The sequence below is a fragment of the Rhizobium sp. KNZ14-9A genome (genome assembly GCF_056755015.1).
This window is the reverse complement of record NZ_JBPGXB010000004.1, coordinates 554,236-571,092: the sequence shown is the minus strand read 5'-3', so window position 1 is coordinate 571,092 and position 16,857 is coordinate 554,236. Positions and strand designations below refer to the sequence as shown.

Here is a 16,857-nt window from a genome sequence, read left to right as displayed (position 1 = left end):
GACAAATGACATTATGCCGAGCCATTGAGCTTGGTTTGCCGGAAATCTCGGGCTTTAGGGAACGGGCTCGGCATAGTATCCGGCTCGGGATACGTTCCATTATGCCGAACTCGGCATAATGGAACGTAGATGTCCCTGGTCTGCACCGCAGGCTTAGGATTGTCCCGTGGGTCCGGCCCGCCACCATGCTTGACCTGGTCGCCCCGTCCGTGGGGCAACGGGAATTCTCCATCTCTCGCCCCGATATTCGCAAGGTCCGATGACAGGTCGAACAGCCTCTGGGCGACAAGGTGAACGACCTCCCCTTCCCGTTGGATTTTGCCGTTAATGGCCATCATGCTTGCGCCCATCAGTATACGCCGCTGACGCTCGAACAACGACGGCCACACGACGGCGTTGACGATCCCGGTCTCGTCTTCGAGTGTCAGGAACATGACGCCCTTTGCTGATCCCGGCCGCTGTCTGACGAGAACAAGCCCGGCCGTCATCAACCATCGGCCATCCCGTTGGCTCATGGCCTCGGAACAGGTGACAATGCTCTTCCTCGCGAGTTCATGGCGCAGAAAACTGACCGGATGCCGCCTTAGCGTCAGACCGGTATGCGAGTAGTCCTCCACGACCTCCCTGCCCTGTGTCATGGATTTCAACCTCACCTCGGGTTCCTGCATCTCCGGGATCGTCCTCGCTTCGCGTTCGGCCGCCGCGGCCCACAGTTCGAGGGGTTCATCGCGCAAGGCCTTGATGTACCATGACGCCTGCCGGCGCTCGAGCTTCAGCGACGGCAGGAACGCATCGGCTTCGGCCAACTTCTCGAGCGCTGCTACAGGAACGCTGGACCTTCGCCACATATCGTCGACGGATGCGAATGGCTGGTCGGCGCGCGCGATGACGATCTTGGCCGCATCATTAAGGGCAAGGCCCTTGACCATCCGCATCCCCAACCGAACGGCGAAGCGATCGGGTCCTTCGATCGGCTCCATGGTGCAGTCCCAGCGGGATCGGTTGACGCAGACCGGACGGATTTCGACGCCGTGTTTTTGGGCATCCTGAACGATCTGGGCGGGCGCGTAGAAGCCCATCGGCTGGCTGTTGAGCAGCGCCGTGCAGAAGGCATCCGGGTGGTGGCACTTTACCCAGCACGAGGCATACGCAATGAGCGCGAAGCTCGCGGCATGGCTTTCCGGAAAGCCGTAGGAGCCAAATCCTTCGAGCTGGCCGAAGGTCTGCTCTGCGAATTCCGCGGTGTAGCCGTTGTTGATCATCCCGGTGATCAGCTTGTCTTTGAACTTCGAGACACCGCCGGTGAATTTGAATGTCGCCATGGATTTGCGCAGTTGGTCTGCCTCCCCCGCCGTGAAGCCGGCACAGACCATGGCCACCTTCATGGCGCTTTCCTGAAAAAGGGGAACGCCGAGGGTCTTCTTCAGCACCGCCTCGAGTTCGGGCGTGGGGTAGACCACCTCTTCCTTGCCCTCGCGTCTTCGAAGATAGGGATGCACCATGTCGCCCTGGATCGGACCAGGGCGCACGATCGCCACCTGAATCACCAGGTCGTAAAAGGTTCTCGGTTTCAGACGGGGCAGCATTGCCATCTGCGCACGGGATTCCACCTGGAATGTCCCGAGCGTGTCAGCGTTGCGTATCATCGCATATGTCCGCGCCTCCTCCTGTGGGACGTCCGCAAGCCCCATCGGAAGCGCCTTGTGTTCTGCAAGCAGCTCGAATGCCCTGGACATGCAGCTGAGCATTCCCAGCCCGAGGACGTCCATCTTCATAAATTTCAAAGCTTCGAGATCGTCTTTGTCCCATTCGACTACCTGGCGGTCTTCCATCGAGGCAGGCTCGATCGGCACCAAATCGTCCAAACGATCCTGGGTCAGCACGAAGCCGCCAGGGTGTTGCCCCAGATGGCGCGGAGCACCCATCAATTGCGACGACAGCTCGAGCGCCAGACGCAGGCGATAGTCTGCCGTGTTGAGATTGTTCTCCTTGAGCTGTTGCGCTCCGACACCCTCAGACCAGCCCCAAACCCCTGAGGACAGCTGTTCGATCAGGTCTGTGGGCAAGCCTAGCGCCTTGCCCACATCCTTCAGCGCCCCTTTGGTGCGATACCGGGTGACCGTGCACACCAGCGCCGCCCGGGAACGACCATAGGTCTCGTAAATCCACTGGATCACTTCCTCACGACGATTGTGCTCGAAGTCGACGTCAATGTCCGGCGGCTCGTCGCGTTCGCGCGATACGAAACGTTCGAACAACAGGTCGGAAGTCTCGGGATTGATCGATGTGATACCAAGGCAATAGCAGACCGCCGAATTCGCGGCCGATCCTCGTCCCTGGCAGAGAATGCCCTGAGAGCGCGCATATCTGACGATGTTGAAGACCGTGAGAAAATACGGCGCGTATTGCATTTCGCGGATCAGTTCCAGCTCATGAAGGATCGCCTTCCTGACCTTTTCCGGAATGCCTTCCGGATATCGTTCAGCAGCCCCCTCCCAAGACAATTTTACCAGCGACTGTTGGGCATCGAGGCCCGGGACAATGGCCTCGTGGGGATACTGGTACTGCAACTGGCCGAGGTCGAAACGACATCGATCGACGATCTCGCGCGTCCGAGCCAGCGCCTCGGGATAGTCGGTGAACAGCCGATACATTTCCTCTGGAGGCTTGAGGAACCTGTCGGCATGCCGCTCTCGGTCGAACCCGACGTCGTCGATGGTCGTGCCGTTTCGAATGCAGGTGACGATATCCTGCAGCTGCCGCCGCCCCGGCTCGTGGAAAAGGACATCATTTGTCACGACGGTCTTCACTCGGTGTCGGGCCGCCATGTTCGACAGGTTGTGAAGCCTGAGGCGATCATTCGGCCGACGCCGGAGGCAAAGCGAGACGTAGGCGCGATCGCCGAAGATCGCCGCAACCCTCCTAAGCTGGCCTGCGTAGATGTCATCTGCCTCATCCGGCACGAGGATTGCCAGCAGCCCTTCACGGTAGGCTTCGACGTCGGTGATATCGAGGATGCACTTGCCCTTGCCACCACGGCTTTTCCCGAGCGACAGCAATCTGGTCAGCCTGGAATAGGCGGGGCGGTCCGTTGGGTAGACGAGAAGGGACATTCCGTCCGTCAGGTCGAGACGGCATCCGACGACGAGGCGGACCCCTGTCGTTTTCGAAGCTTCCCAGGCGCGGACAATGCCCGCGAGACTGTTGCGGTCAACGACGCCTAGCACGTCGATGCCATACATCGCAGCAGTCGCGAACAACTCCTCGGCTGAACTCGCTCCACGGAGAAAGCTGAAATGCGAGGTCACCTGGAGTTCGGCATATCTCATCACCCGAACACTCCGTGGAGGAACCACATATGGGAGCCCGTGGCCCCATCAACGCCGTCACCAGCTCGGAAGACCCAGTACCGCTCGCCGGCATCGTCTTCCACGACGAAGTAGTCGCGGACCGCGCGCATCTCCAACGGCGTGGTCCACCATTCGCCGAATATGCGCTCGGGGCCGTCGGCCCGCTTCACACGGCGGCGTTTCCCCCTCCACGAGAAAACCGCCGGCGGCTGGTCCGGCAGGACCGCGATCACGTCGATCTCCTCCGGATGTAGCAACAGGCGCGAGGGTCTCGGCCATTTGGCGGCCCAGGTTGCTCCAGTTTCCTCCACGGTCGGCCCGACGCGTGCCACGGAGCGCTCGGGGACGTCGGAAGCAACTGGCGTGACCCGGTAGAGACGTTGGCCACGGTTGCCGAGGATGTCGACCAAGGGTGTGATATCGACGACCTGCTCTTCGATGAGGGACGAGGCGATCTGCTTCTCTTCGAGCGGCTCGGCCATGATCGCCACGAGGACCATTCGCTCGATCCCGTAGCCCGGATCGATTTTCTCGATGCGGTCGCATAACAGTTTGGAGAGACGGGCCGGGTCACGCACAGGCTTCGCCAATCCGGCTCGCAGGGACTGTCTCGTATTGTCGACGCGATGGATCACAAGGTCGGACCGCCTGACGGCAAGCCCACGGGTTTCCAGCACCGTCGTCAGCTCGATAGCGAGACGTCGGACGTATTTTGCAATGGTCTCCGCAGCGCCGATCGGTTCCTGGAAGTTGCGCGACACCTCGACCAGTTCGGGCGTGCGCAGCGGCTCGATCGGTTCGGCGACGCGGCCGAACAACTGGTCGAGCCGCCTTCCCGGCTCCGGACCGAACCGAAGCGTCAACGGCGCGCGCGGCAGTACCGACAGTTCGCCGACTGTCTCGATGCCCATGGCCCTCAATCCGTGGGTCGTATCCAGCGGTAGTCTCAGGCAGTGGATCGGCAGTCCGACCACCGCCTTTGCAAGACCTCCTATCGGAACGACCGTTGTCTCGGCAGATGTCAGGCGGGCGACCGCATGGGCGGCACCCCGCGTGTCGGCAACTGCCGCCCGTGCTGTCAGACCCCGCGCGCGAAGCGTGTTCACCAGTCCCGAAATCAGGCGATCCTCGCCACCCTGAAGATGGTCGGCCCCTTCTGTGTCCATCACGATCCCGTCTGTTCCGTCCACCGCGACGACCGGGCTGTATTGTCGCAGCGCCCAAAGTGCCAGGCGTTCGAGCGCAGCAGCGTCCGCGGTGGGGTCGGCATCGACGGTCACGAGATTGGAGACCATCGCCTGCGCCTTGCTCGCCGGCATGCCGACATGGAGACCGAGCTTTCGGGCATTAACGTCCGCAGCCGAAATCCAGCGTTTCGATCCGCTTTTGGCGATCACCACCAAAGGCTGGTCAGCCGGAACGGCGTCCTTGCCATGTCGTCTGATCCGATCGGTCGGCAGAAACGGGAAGTAAACAGATACGACCCTTGGCATCACAGGCTCCTATTTCGAACTCAGCACACTCGCCTGCTTTCACGCGCATCAATTCAGCCAGCCACCTGGCGCGGCCCACTCCGACGACGGGTAACGGCTCGGAGGGCAGCACGCTGATCCGCCATCTCGTCGTCGATGCCGTCGGCTGACCATAGTCGGAAGCCTCGGACTGCCTTCGCCACCTCCTGAGGGCGATCGCCATCGTCCCGGTCTTCTCGGCGGCCAGATGCAGACGGCGAGACGACGTCATGGGCAATCGCACGATCTCGCCGACCACCGCTCCGAGGCCACCGAACGCCAGGCCCTCTTCCATTGATGCCAGAACGTCCTCCTCGCGATCGCTTTCGCAGAAGATGACCCGATCCGGATGGAGGCCCGCCTGCGAGACCGCCGGAAAAAACAGATCGGGTCTCGTCAGGCACCAAAGGACTTTGCCTTTCGATCGGGCGGCTATTCCGGCAACCATCAGCGCGGCGGCCGCGCCATCCACCGTTCCCGTCCCGCCGCCGGCGAACTCATGCAACGCACCGCAGACCAGCCCGCCCCCAGGCAGCGCTTGATCGATTTCCGGAACACCGAACGGGAGGACAGCCGCCTTGCGACCAATCCCTCCCTCGAGATGCGCGATGCGCTCCCTCAGCTCGGAAATGATGGTGTTGGCGCTCATCTGGGCCACGTCCGATCTTGATCACATACGTTTCATATCTCGCTGAAAGCGACTATGTTCTTTCTTTGTTCCCAATCAGCATGTAAGTCAACGCGCATGTTCGGGGGATCAATTCCTAATCCACTGGCAGTCCACAGAGCCGGAAGCTTCCTATGTGCAATAGAATCAATGCTCACAGATCGCGAAATGGTACGCATAAGAAAAAATACCTATATCCCGTCTCTGACGATCCGGGACTTTCGCCACCCGACCATCGTCGTGGAGTGTCGCAGCTGCGATCGTCGAGAAACTCTCGACCGCCAAGTGCTCGTCAAACAGTATGGAGCGAGCCTCAGTTTTTCGCAGCTTCGCCGTCGAATTTCGATGGGGTGTCCGAGAATGATCTCCGCGGACGGCATTGACCGATGCGAGACCAGGTTTCCGGATTTGATCGAGTTGGGCCCATCGGCGACAGACGACATCGCCTGAATCACGACCGTAGAATTGGCCCAATTGCTCGGTCAAGGCGTCCCAATTCAAGACTTCAACATCAGGTCGTAAGCCATTGAAAAATGATTCGTTTCGAGTCGGAACGAATCACCTGCTCCGGACTTGAGTCGCGAATCACTGATTCGGAGTATCGCGTCATGGCGTCAGGGCACCGTGCCCAGTGGAAGGGCTTTCTGAAAGTCGGAGAAGTCAGCTGCGGGGTGGCCCTCTACACGGCTGCCTCTACCTCTGAACGCATCACGTTCAACACCATCAACAAGGCGACGGGCAACCGTGTGCATCGTATTTTCGTCGACAGCGAGACCGACGACCCGGTCCCGAAAGAGGAACAGACCAAAGGTTTCGAGATCGACGACGGTCGTTACATCATGATCGATCCGGAAGAGATCGCCGCTGCGATTCCCCAGAGCAACAAGACGCTCGAGATTGAAGCGTTCGTCCCCTGCTCCGAGATAGACGACGTCTATTTCGACAAGCCCTATTACTTGACCCCCAGCGACCGGGTTGGCTCGGAGGGGTTTACTCTTCTGCGCGATGGCATGAAGAAAACCAACGTCGCGGCAATCGCCAGAACAGTGCTGTTTCGGCGGATGCGCACGGTGCTCATTCGCCCGCACGGCAACGGGATGATCGCCACGACCCTGCAATACGATTACGAAGTTCGTTCGTCGAAGACGGCATTCGAGGGAATACCGAAGCTGAAGATCGAGGGTGAAATGCTCGATCTCGCCAAGCATATCATTTCAACGAAGATCGGCGAGTTCGATCCGGCCACGTTCGACGACCGCTACGAGCAGGCGGTGGCGGAACTTGTGAAAGCCAAGATCGAAGGCAGATCGCTACCGAAGCCAAAGAAGGTGCAGGTTTCCAAGCCAAACGACCTGCTGGCGGCCCTTCGCGAAAGCGCAGGCCTCGCAGGCAAATCCACCGGACAACCGAAACGCACGGCCGCCAATGCCAACAAAGGCACCCAACGGCAGCGCGCTGAGCGCGGGGCGGCCAAATCCGCCGCTCCAGCCGCCCCGCAGCGTAAAGTTGGATAGGACAGCGAACAATGGCACCCCGTCCGTACTGGAAAGGCTACCTCAAGCTATCCCTCGTCACCTGCCCGGTGGCGATGTCACCGGCGACCTCGGAGTCCGAGAAAGTTCGCTTCCATACCCTCAATCGCGCTACCGGCAATCGCGTCGTCTCCAGATACATGGACTCCGTCACGGGGAAACCAGTCAAGGATGAAAACGAGGCCAAGGGCTACGCCCGCGGCGAGAACGACTATGTCATCCTGACGGACGAAGACTTGGACGCTGTTGCGCTCGACACTGTACGTACAATCGACATCGAAAAGTTCGTGCCAGCCGAATCCATCAGCTGGACCTATCTGGAGAAAGCCCACTACCTCACCCCTGACGATCCGGTCGGCTATGAGGCCTTTTCCGTCATCCGCGATGCGATGAAGGCCTCGAAGGTTGTCGGCGTGTCGAAGCTTGTCATCGGTCGCCGGGAACGAGCGGTCATTCTCGAACCCCGCGACGAAGGCATCGTGCTTTGGACCCTTCGCTTCGGCGACGAGGTGCGTCCGGAGGAATCCTACTTCGAAGGGATCGACAGCGACTCCGAGAAGGATGCCCTGCCCTTAGTGGAGAAGCTGATCAAACAGCGGACGAAACATTGGTCACCGACCATGGTCACCGATCCCATACAGGAAGCCTTGCTGGCCCTCATCGAGGAGAAGAAGAAAGCACTGAAACCGAGGAAGACCGCGAAAGGCAAGAAGGCTGAAACCGCTCCGGCCTCCAATGTCGTCAACATCATGGATGCCCTTCGCAAGTCCGTTGAGAACGACCTGAAATCGCGCAAGGCCGGATAAGGACGAATTCAATGAACGACATTGCATTCGCACCGATCAGGGAAGTCGCCGTTGGTCTCCCCGACGCAGATCATTTCAGCACCGCCACGACGTGTCGGGCATGATGGGACTACTGATGCCCTAACGCTGGCCAAAGGGGGCAAACGACAAGGCATGGCAGCATGCGCTGGCGACCTGTCCCAGAGCTATTGATTTCGAAACAGATGCCGGGAAGCGGGAAGGCTTGTGTCGCCGCCAGGGGGTAAGAATTGGCAGAATGACCTAGTTCGCAGAGCACATAGCCGCTTATGTTCGGTGCACTTGCCAAAACCATCGCTCCCCTAGCCAGACTTTAGTAACTGCCTATTTAGTTTTGCGTATTCTATGGCGCTTGATTAGTGACGGGGTGCGATCATCATGTCGTAATGCGCTGAGTGTCCGCTGACCTCGAATACCTTCTTGAACACCTGAAGAAAGCGATCGACAGTAGCTGCGTCGCAAGCCAGATACAGGTCCTCATGGGCGTTGTGCGACCCGTCATTGATCCACGAAAACAGCGAATTGCAGATTTGCTGCTCTTGGCCTGCGAATTTGTCCACGATGTCGTCTTTGTCCATGTTGCCCAGGATCGTGAAGTAGTTCTCCAAAATCCTGCGAAGGGTGTTCTGGATGGTCAGTATGGAACGGTTCTCGTTCCTGACCTCCTGCCACAGCATTTCGTAAGATGTCTGGATCGGGTTCTGTGCGTGTCCCTCGATGATCGAATAGTCCTCCTTTTTCCGGACCACCCAAAACGTGATCTTCGTCTGCCACTGTTTCTTCGGATCGAAGGTAACCTCCTTGTGGAAGTAGATATTGTGGGTGAGCACAAAGATTTGCTTCAGCGTGGACGCCTGATCCAAGACCTTGGCGAAGAGCTTTCTAATGAGGCTGACGATAAACAGGACGTCGCTATCCAGGCTCGAAACAGGATCGTCGATGACTACGATCCTGTTGTTCGTTATCCCGCTCTCGGACACGCTTCCACTGATCAGGTAGTAGAAATATAAGAAGACGATGAAAGTTTTCTCACCTTCACTAAGGGTTTCCCGAGCCTCGGTGCCATCGCCTCGGATGACGGTGTAGAGTTCGATTACCTTCGCCGGATGTGGCCAGCTTGAAGTTCCGGAAGCCGAATGAATCCAGGAGAGCGTTGATCGCGTTCACAGTTGGCTGGACGCTGGTTACTTGCCGCTCCAGTTCCCGCAATGCGTTGGATTTCTCTCGCTTCTCCTGCTCCTTCGCCTCGATGCCGCGCGTCAGCCCGTCAATGGCGCTGTTCACGGACCGACTGTTGGTCTTGTAGCTCTCCAGGGTGATTTTAGCTTCCTCGATGATGTATCGCCATATCTCGGATATCAGAGTGGCCCGTTCCGCGACGATGTTGTCGATGAGCGCATTATGTTCGTCGACCTTGCTGTTCGCATCAGCGAGGATCGCGTTAATCCCATCGACAATCTCGCGGACCGTTTCGAGCTCCACCTTTGAACTTGGTTCGGACTTCTTTCTCGCTAAATGTTGAATGTTGAGAGCAAGCTTCGTGCGGAGCACCTCTGCTTTCTGTTCGAGCGAGGTCCGGTCCAGATATTCGACCTGCGAGGCCATCGCGTGCTCAAGCTGGCGAATGATGCCGTTGGAGTGTTCGCCGTAGCCTGTAGCGAGACGTGAAATTGCTTCGACATCGGCCTGATATGATTCATCGAAATAATCTTCGAGATCGCGGCGGAATTTGTCGTCGGTCGTTTGTTGGCAGAATGGGCAGTGATCGTCGTTTTGCCGGAAAAAACCGAGGCCTTGTTTGACCCAGTCGCTGTTTCCGAGGCGCTTGATCATGTCGGATATGAAGACACCTTCCTTCCCGACCACTCGCTTCGAGAGAATAGGTTTCGCTTCCAGTGCGATCAGGTCCGATGCTTCAAGGCTCGAGACACGCTCAAGACGGACTTTGGCCTCCGCAAACATGGTGCTGGCACGGCTTTCCAGTTCATTGAGCGGCTTCAGTGCCGCAGCGTTGTTTTCGAATTCTCGAAACATCCGATCCGCAAAATTGGCGCGCGAACTCAACACACCGCGGAAGGCCTCTTTAAATCTGTCCTCGTACTGGGTCTTCGATTTCCAACAGGCCTCGTGAAAGGTTGCGTTCAGTTCAGAGTGTTCCTTTCGTCTGCCGCCCGTACCGTCAGTTCCTCCGAGGGTGTGTCTGCGATCGCGTATCGTTCTCTGAATTTCGTCGATCTCCTTCTTGAGATCGTCGATACGCTGAAGGGTTTCAGCATTATCGTGACCGAGCGTGAATATGCCCCGCATTTGGGCCGTGAAGTTTTGTTCAACGAAATCCCGATTATAGACGAGGCATTCGAGCGGAGTTCCGGCTGTCCAAGTGACAGTCGAGGTTGCGTATGTTTCCGGCTTGGCGATCACGCGGGATATTGTCGTCTTACCAGAACCGTTCGCGCCGAAAATGAAATTGATTGGCCGCAGTTGGGTTAGAACTGCTGCTCCTCCAGTGTAGCTAGCAACAGTATCAATCGATATTTGTTCAATCATGCCTCGCCCCCCGATTCCTCAGGCGAAGAATACTCGCTCGGATGGCATCAGCAATTGTTAAAATACACGCAATAAGGAATCCTCAAGATATTGAGGTTATCAAGGCACGTAAAATGTCATGACGAAATATGATTCATCTTGAGGAGAAAAGATGTTGCGTTCCGGTCTATTTTTATTGGTTTTAATTGCTTCTTTCGGCGGCGGACATAAGTTTTCAGATGCTGCTGATCGCTACCTTCCGAAACATTACACGTTTCAAGAACTTCCAGAGTGTCCAACTGATTACCGAATTGCCGGCGCGAGTATCGCGACAACTCCTTCTGGAGAGAAAATATTAGAAATCGGACGAAAAATCGGCAATTTGCCGGGAGCAACCCCGAGCTACAGCAACCCTGAAACAACCCGTAGCGGTGGAGGGTCTCGTTCGGTTTGGCGTGTATGTTCTCTAGGAACCGGTTGGGAAGCGACGCTCACGAGTGACATCCCCTCAGGGCCAATCATACTCCCCACAGAATCGTGCCTAGATATTGAGATGTCAGCTTTGAAGCAGAGCTACACCTGTCCCAGTTCGTTCTTCAACGGAAGCTGCGAAGATCGCTTCTATTTCGTAGCGACTACGAAGCCGACGGACAGGTATAAGCGGGCTTGCTACACCCACGATATGACAAAAAAACCCTACACGAATTTAATCGGGGCTCCCCTGTCATTGTTTGAGGCTAAGCCCGAGGCGTTGTTCAAGTCGGGCTACTTTCGAATTCCAGGATCGACATCCGCGAGGGTGGTGATCTATTCCGGAAGTCGAGACGAGGCATATCGGGTCTGCCCGAACACGGGTGGCGTTCTCGTCGAATCGTCGAATAGCATCGACGGAAACACAACTGACACGTCGTTCAAGACTTCAGTGCCAGGCGAGTGTCCTACCGTTCATGGCCGCATGATTTGGGTTCGTGTCACAGGCAACGCCGACACTTCAGGACAGTATCAACATCAAAATTTGTGATCGGAAGAGTACCACAACGTCTTCGGCTCTGGTGCGCGGCAGCTATTCTGAACCACGCCTCGAATAGCCAGCGCAATCGAATGTGGCGAAATACCCCCCACAGAACCGAGGTATGTGACGAAAAACCAATCGTTTGTGGGGATGAACGCGTTCGTCACCAATTCGTTGACTCAGCAGATCGGCCAGCCCCGGATCAGCTCTTCCAGATAGTTGGCGATGTCGACCGCCGCGCTATCTGCCAGTCGCCTGTTCCCATGTCACGTACCGCCAGTGCTGGTTTGGGTATCCAGCGTCTTTGCACGGGACCATGAATGCTCGGCCGTTGTGAATCCCCAAGCAGGACGCAAGGTCCGAAGTCACCATCGTGCCATCTGCATGGATGTCCCATTTTTGGTAGTGAGGGTCCCCGCAAACCGTTAAAGCGGCGGGCCAGAGCGTGGGTTGTCCGCCTTGGTGATGTACGCCGAGGCACCGCGTGCGTTCGAATGCATTGTAGAAATGCGCGTCATTGGGTCTCTTATGCCAGACAGTATAGTGAAGGCGGCCACATTCGAAGGGGACTATGCGTGCAAGTCCAAACTCGAACCACATATCGGTTCCGAGGCACTCTCCCGTCTCTACGTTTTGGATGACTTTCCAAGTCCAGATGTCCCATTGGTTGTTCGGCCCTTCGCTGCAATCCACTATACGAACGGGCCAAGCGGGCGCATCAGCGGTTGGCACGCCTAAGCACTGAGCATACGTATCGTTCTTGATGTACGAAGCATCCTTCCCGGGCACGGCTGACCAGTTTGTATGAGCCTCGGAGCATCCAACTAAGAACAAGTATGTTTCTCGTGGCGCGAGACATTTTCCTGTAGACACATGTTTGATCTTCCCGCTGCCATATTCCCATTCGGCAACGCGCTGATCGACGCAGTTCAACAGGAACGCCTGCTCTTCCAACACGCCCAGGCAAGTTTGCTTTCCAAAATTTTGAACGATCAATCGTGCCTCTGCATTTTGGGGCAGCACACTCAGAAATCCAACGCACAATAAGAACAGAATTGGTGCCAATATACCGCGATTTACGCCAGTCTCCTCCCCAGTTTCGGCATGAGATGATCCGTATCAGAAGTTGTTTATATTTGCGATTTGGAATGTTTTAGCATGCATAGCTAGTTTGGCGTATGCGGCGAGCGGCTGGGCGATGTTGACGACCCTTGAGTCCGGGGGAACATCAGGTGGTGGCATCTCAGTGGGGAGAGAAATGCGCGGGGCTAGAGCGCTGCCGGCCGCGACGCGAATAATCGTAAACCCATTTCCTTTGGCAACGAGCCAACGAAACACGATTTCCTGGCAAGTGCCAAAACGTGCGACCGTGGGGCGAAACGCAGAGTAGGTCCACTTGAGAGTCAAAGTATGGCACAATCGGACCAGCTTGGGGGAGCGAACATGGACCACGATGAAAAGAAGAGGATAGGCGAGGCCATTCAGCGATACATCGTTGAAAAAAAGCTAAGCAGGGAAGGGTTTGCGCACAAAGTCGGTATTTCGCTTAGCAACGTGAATAAAATGGTCACCGGTCTGTTCACGGAAAAAGGCTTGATCAAAGTCGAGCAGAGCACGGGAGTGCGTTTCCAAACTCGTGCCTCCAACGAGTTTTATGGAAACTATACGTTTGCAGACCTTGAAAGCTACCAGGGAACATTCGAGTATCTCCGCTATTCGTTTCAGGACGAAACGACGATCGTCTGTTTTTCAATGAGGATCGATTGGTCCGACGAGGATGCGTGTCTGCGAATAAGTCACAAAGGGATAGGTGACAGCAAGTTTAAGCAGTTCGGCCACATTTCCAGGCCGAAGAGCGTTCCGTATATTGTAATATTGAGCAACGTCGTTGGTCATCACAGCCTTACAATCCTCGGTGTGAAGGATTTTACGAGGGTCATGCATGGAGGCATGTACGCCATCGCCAAGATAGACGACCTAAATTTTGCTCCTCGGTTTCTTCCCGTGGCCCTATGCGGCACCAAAGAAGAAACCGAGACCCGAGATTTCAAACCAGGCGATGGGGACTATGAGCGGTACCGGCAACTCATCGAGAAATCGCGGGTAACTGTGGCAGACCAAGCGCGCTTTTTATTCAACAGTCAGCCATGAAGCCGTTCGAAAAACAAACCTCGGAATCTTCGGTCTTAGTAATTTCGAACCTATGTTCCTTGCCCGTTGAAGCGGAAGTATAAGTGCAACTCCCTCTACCTCCAGCTAGCTGACACGCAAAAGGTCCATATCTTGAGCCCCCAAGGTCTACCGAGCCACCAAAATCATTCCGAATGTTACCGTTGCCTTCGATATTCCAGCAACCTCCGACATGAGAACTGATCGTAAGTGACCTCGCGTTCAGTCTGAAGCTGGGATACCCGAGACAGACCAAGTGACCGTCTGCGGAGCGGGTTGTAAGCTCCAAAACACGGCGAACCTCTCCGGTTTCGTCCTTTGTCGTTTGTATCGAGAACGTTCTTTTTAGATTGAAAAGGTTTCCCTCCCACTCCTGCGTGCGTCGGTAAACCTCGTCACCTGGTGCCTCTTCAGGCGGCATTCCGCCAAATGGATTGGTGAGTTGCTCCGCTGGATGGGCTTGTGACGCCGCTCCGACAAATACGGAGATACAGGCGCATTTTAGCCTATGCCAATAACACATGACCCCTCCGCATCGCACGAAGAGCGCGATACAATCGCGCTCTTCGTTTGTACATCAATAGGTGGAGAAGTGGAAGGTATCGCCGTAGTCAGTGAGTTCCACACCAGTGATGGTACAGACATTTTCGTGCAACACGTGCTCTACACCGTCACCGGATACCAGCATGATATCCAGCTCGCACTGATTGCCGCGTCTGACGGAGATGGATTCGCCATCCTCCAAAATACGTGAGCCTAGCAGATCATGTCCCCACTCGGTGAGAGGTCCGCGGACATGAACCTCGATGACGTCCTCACCGCTATAATTCTGAAATTCAAGCCTGTTGCCGGCGGCCTCAGCCAAGTCTGCGTTCAAAAAAGTCATAGCAGTCAGGGTAGCCGCGATAAGCGTCTTCATGGTGTCTATCCTTGTTTTGAGTTGACCGTTCCGACGGAGGCAGTTTACCTGATGTGTCTCTGTCGTTTGCCGTTAGCTCTCTATTTGCCTCCGACGACCAATAAATGCGCCTCCCAATTTTCATTAGGAAGTGTCTTTTCTTTCCCGGATTTCTGACAATGAACCATCGATGTTGAAAAGAGGCGATCCCAACAATCGACCGCTTTTCACGCGGCCTTCGCTAACCCTTGCTTCACCGATGCCGCGTATGTTTCGCCGAAGGACTGACTTGACGAGGAACTGCCTTGAACACGTCGCAAGACATAGTGGCGATACTCAGCGGGATAACCGCTCCGCGATCTGTAAGCTGACGACACCGTCCTCTCAGCCGCCGATGGCTGACCTTTCATCCCGATGATCGTCTCACAGAACTGAATAGCGAAACCCGCATTCCTTGGCCAACGGCCACAGCGGCAATGACCAGAAATCCGATGGCTAGGCGTTCGAGACGCCACTTCAACCGCCTGCCAAAACGCGGTCTGAATGATTACTTTGGCCGATGACCAACGGGAGGTGAACGTTTTACTACGGCGTGAGAAGAAACTATATTGATCTCGATAGTGGGCCCAGCAAAGTGAGATTCAAAAGTATCGGCGAGGTTTTCCGGCCATGTCGTGATCACGAGATAGTCTTTCGCAAGGCCATTGCGTTGGTCTCAGAACCGTGCATTCTGCGCAGCAGGCAGCAGAACGACCAAGATCAGCAGCTTCAGAAGATTTTTGAAGCCGGGAGTTTGACTTGGAAAACGCGAAAGAACTGCTCACCATCGAGATCGGCAAGTTTAAAGCCTCCGCAACAGGCCGATTTACCGTGTTCGTGTTCCTCTTCTTTATCGCCGTGATGCTCTTCACTGCCGTTTTCATCGGTGGATCGCAGGCAATCGAATGGATTGGCGGCTTGACCATTGGACATAAATGAACTCCGCCAGAGCGGGATTGTAATCGGGCGGTGGCAGGAGAAACGGCCAAGTAACGTCCCATCACCATCCCCGTTGCTGGACACGGTGGGCTGTGTCATGAGCCTAAAGCCGATCGAAGCACTGGAACCCTCAGTGGTGAACCCTTTGGTCCCGCTCCGTTCCAACGGCGTTCCCTGCGAAATAGGCCTTAATGATCTCAAGAGCGCATGCTGCGCTCGTGTGGGCAGCGTAGTCTTGATAGGTGTCGTTCTTGCCGGAGTTGGCAAAGTCACACACGGATTTGACCACGAGCGGCATCGGTCTCGGTGCAGCCATCTCAGCAGCGGTCGCATAAACGGCATATGCTTCCATCTCCACCGCCACAACCTTGCGCTTTGCGGCGGCCAGTTCTTCAAAAAATCCGTCGTCCGCCCGTACAGCCGCACCAGATGCCATCGCGCCAACAACGACATTGAGGACGCTGTTTATCTTCTGAGCCTTGTAGCTTCGTCGTATCTCGTCCAGCAGTTGCTGATTTGAAGACAAAGCTTCCGCGTGTTTTCGCAGCATAGGATCGAGTGCAATTTGGACGGGATCGGGAGCGAATCTAACCTCTCCGTCCTTGTTGTGGAACTTCCCGCTGCCGTAGTCCCACGAGATATTCGCTACCACGACGTCGCCAAGCTGGATGTCCCCTTCCCGGCCCGCACATATACCGGTCATAACAACCAGCCGCGGTCGATAGGCAGCCGACACCTTGGCAACAACGGCGGAAGTCGCCACCATCCCCATCTGGGCGGCATGGCAGGCGACAACCCTGAGAGTTCTCGACCCGACCGTCAACGTTCCCGACCAGTATTGCGTGGGATCGGTGTCGCGTCTCAAAGGCTTCCATTCGCAGTCGAGATCGAGCACCGCCGATAGCTCCGGCTTCGCGAGGGCGCATACGAACGCGACATCGTAATCGTAGTCTAGCCCCGTTGTTATTGCTTCGATCGAGGACTGGATGTAGCGGACCTTACCAGACAGCTGCTCGATCCACTCAGAGGACGACGTGTCGTACTTCAGGATCGACCAGAGGCCGTTGTTAAAATCAGCCTCTGATTGATCGCGGGCGTCATCGAAGGACGTCAACCCGACGATATGCTTAGGACGCAGGAAGGAATCGCGCGCCATGATGTTCCTGAGCAACGACTGGCCGCCGTCCAGCTCCGCCTCCCCCAGGCGCGTTTTGGGGATCATCAGGTCCAGGATCAGAAGGTCGAACTGGGTTTTGCGGAGTTCGGTGGCTGCGTCGAAGGAGTTCGTGACATGACTGATGTCGTTTAGCGTCGGCACCCCTGCGCGCAACAGTACCTTCGAGATCGCGGATGCCTTGGCGCTGTCGTCGTCTACGATCAATATTCTCAT

12 protein-coding genes are annotated in these 16,857 nt (G+C 56.3%); 5 read left to right on the top strand and 7 right to left on the bottom strand.

The genetic code is table 11. From position 1 onward, the window contains the following. Positions 1-11: 11 nt before the first annotated feature. The 3 genes from ACR9ZQ_RS32955 to ACR9ZQ_RS32945 are packed head-to-tail and all read right to left on the bottom strand — an operon-like array spanning position 12 to position 5,510. Entirely contained in the window at positions 12-3,329 is a 3,318-nt protein-coding gene (locus tag ACR9ZQ_RS32955) for an error-prone DNA polymerase (RefSeq protein WP_481429780.1), read from the bottom strand. Next, positions 3,329-4,843, bottom strand: coding sequence for a Y-family DNA polymerase (locus ACR9ZQ_RS32950; RefSeq protein ID WP_481429779.1), 1,515 nt, complete (start codon positions 4,841-4,843; stop codon positions 3,329-3,331). Before ACR9ZQ_RS32950 ends, ACR9ZQ_RS32955 begins: the two co-directional genes overlap by 1 nt. Next, entirely contained in the window at positions 4,761-5,510 is a 750-nt protein-coding gene (locus tag ACR9ZQ_RS32945; protein WP_481429778.1) for an ImuA family protein, read from the bottom strand. Before ACR9ZQ_RS32945 ends, ACR9ZQ_RS32950 begins: the two co-directional genes overlap by 83 nt. 626 nt (positions 5,511-6,136) lie before the next feature. On the opposite strand from ACR9ZQ_RS32945, the gene ku (ACR9ZQ_RS32940) reads away from it, so the two are divergent. Both ku (ACR9ZQ_RS32940) and ku (ACR9ZQ_RS32935) read left to right on the top strand, forming a co-directional pair. After that, a complete protein-coding gene (gene ku / locus ACR9ZQ_RS32940; protein WP_481430963.1) occupies positions 6,137-7,042 on the top strand; it encodes a non-homologous end joining protein Ku in 906 nt (301 codons plus the stop codon). Between the two features lie 11 nt (positions 7,043-7,053). Next, complete coding sequence (ku, locus tag ACR9ZQ_RS32935; protein ID WP_481429777.1) at positions 7,054-7,866, top strand: non-homologous end joining protein Ku; 813 nt, start codon at positions 7,054-7,056, stop codon at positions 7,864-7,866. Positions 7,867-8,240: 374 nt separating this feature from the next. Here ku (ACR9ZQ_RS32935) and ACR9ZQ_RS32930 read toward each other — a convergent pair whose 3' ends face one another. Further along, a complete protein-coding gene (locus ACR9ZQ_RS32930) occupies positions 8,241-8,960 on the bottom strand; it encodes an AAA family ATPase (RefSeq protein ID WP_481430962.1) in 720 nt (239 codons plus the stop codon). Next, on the bottom strand, positions 8,923-10,431 hold the full coding sequence (locus ACR9ZQ_RS32925; protein WP_481429776.1) for an AAA family ATPase: 1,509 nt from the start codon (positions 10,429-10,431) through the stop codon (positions 8,923-8,925). Before ACR9ZQ_RS32925 ends, ACR9ZQ_RS32930 begins: the two co-directional genes overlap by 38 nt. 151 nt (positions 10,432-10,582) lie before the next feature. Between ACR9ZQ_RS32925 and ACR9ZQ_RS32920 the strand changes: the two genes are divergently transcribed. Together ACR9ZQ_RS32920 and ACR9ZQ_RS32915 are read left to right on the top strand one after the other, a co-directional pair. After that, the gene (locus ACR9ZQ_RS32920) at positions 10,583-11,431 is read left to right on the top strand and encodes a hypothetical protein (protein WP_481429775.1); all 849 of its coding nucleotides are present in this window, start codon (positions 10,583-10,585) and stop codon (positions 11,429-11,431) included. Positions 11,432-12,865: 1,434 nt separating this feature from the next. Further along, positions 12,866-13,573, top strand: a complete 708-nt coding sequence (locus tag ACR9ZQ_RS32915) for a hypothetical protein (RefSeq protein WP_481429774.1) — start codon at positions 12,866-12,868, stop codon at positions 13,571-13,573. Between the two features lie 595 nt (positions 13,574-14,168). Here ACR9ZQ_RS32915 and ACR9ZQ_RS32910 read toward each other — a convergent pair. Beyond that, positions 14,169-14,510 (bottom strand): hypothetical protein, encoded by a 342-nt coding sequence (locus ACR9ZQ_RS32910; protein WP_481429773.1) that lies wholly within the window; start codon positions 14,508-14,510, stop codon positions 14,169-14,171. A gap of 777 nt (positions 14,511-15,287) precedes the next feature. Here ACR9ZQ_RS32910 and ACR9ZQ_RS32905 point away from each other — a divergent pair. Then, entirely contained in the window at positions 15,288-15,467 is a 180-nt protein-coding gene (locus ACR9ZQ_RS32905; protein WP_481429772.1) for a hypothetical protein, read from the top strand. 130 nt (positions 15,468-15,597) lie between these two features. On the opposite strand, the gene ACR9ZQ_RS32900 is transcribed toward ACR9ZQ_RS32905, so the two are convergent. Then, on the bottom strand, positions 15,598-16,857 hold the full coding sequence (locus ACR9ZQ_RS32900) for a phosphorylase family protein (RefSeq protein ID WP_481429771.1): 1,260 nt from the start codon (positions 16,855-16,857) through the stop codon (positions 15,598-15,600).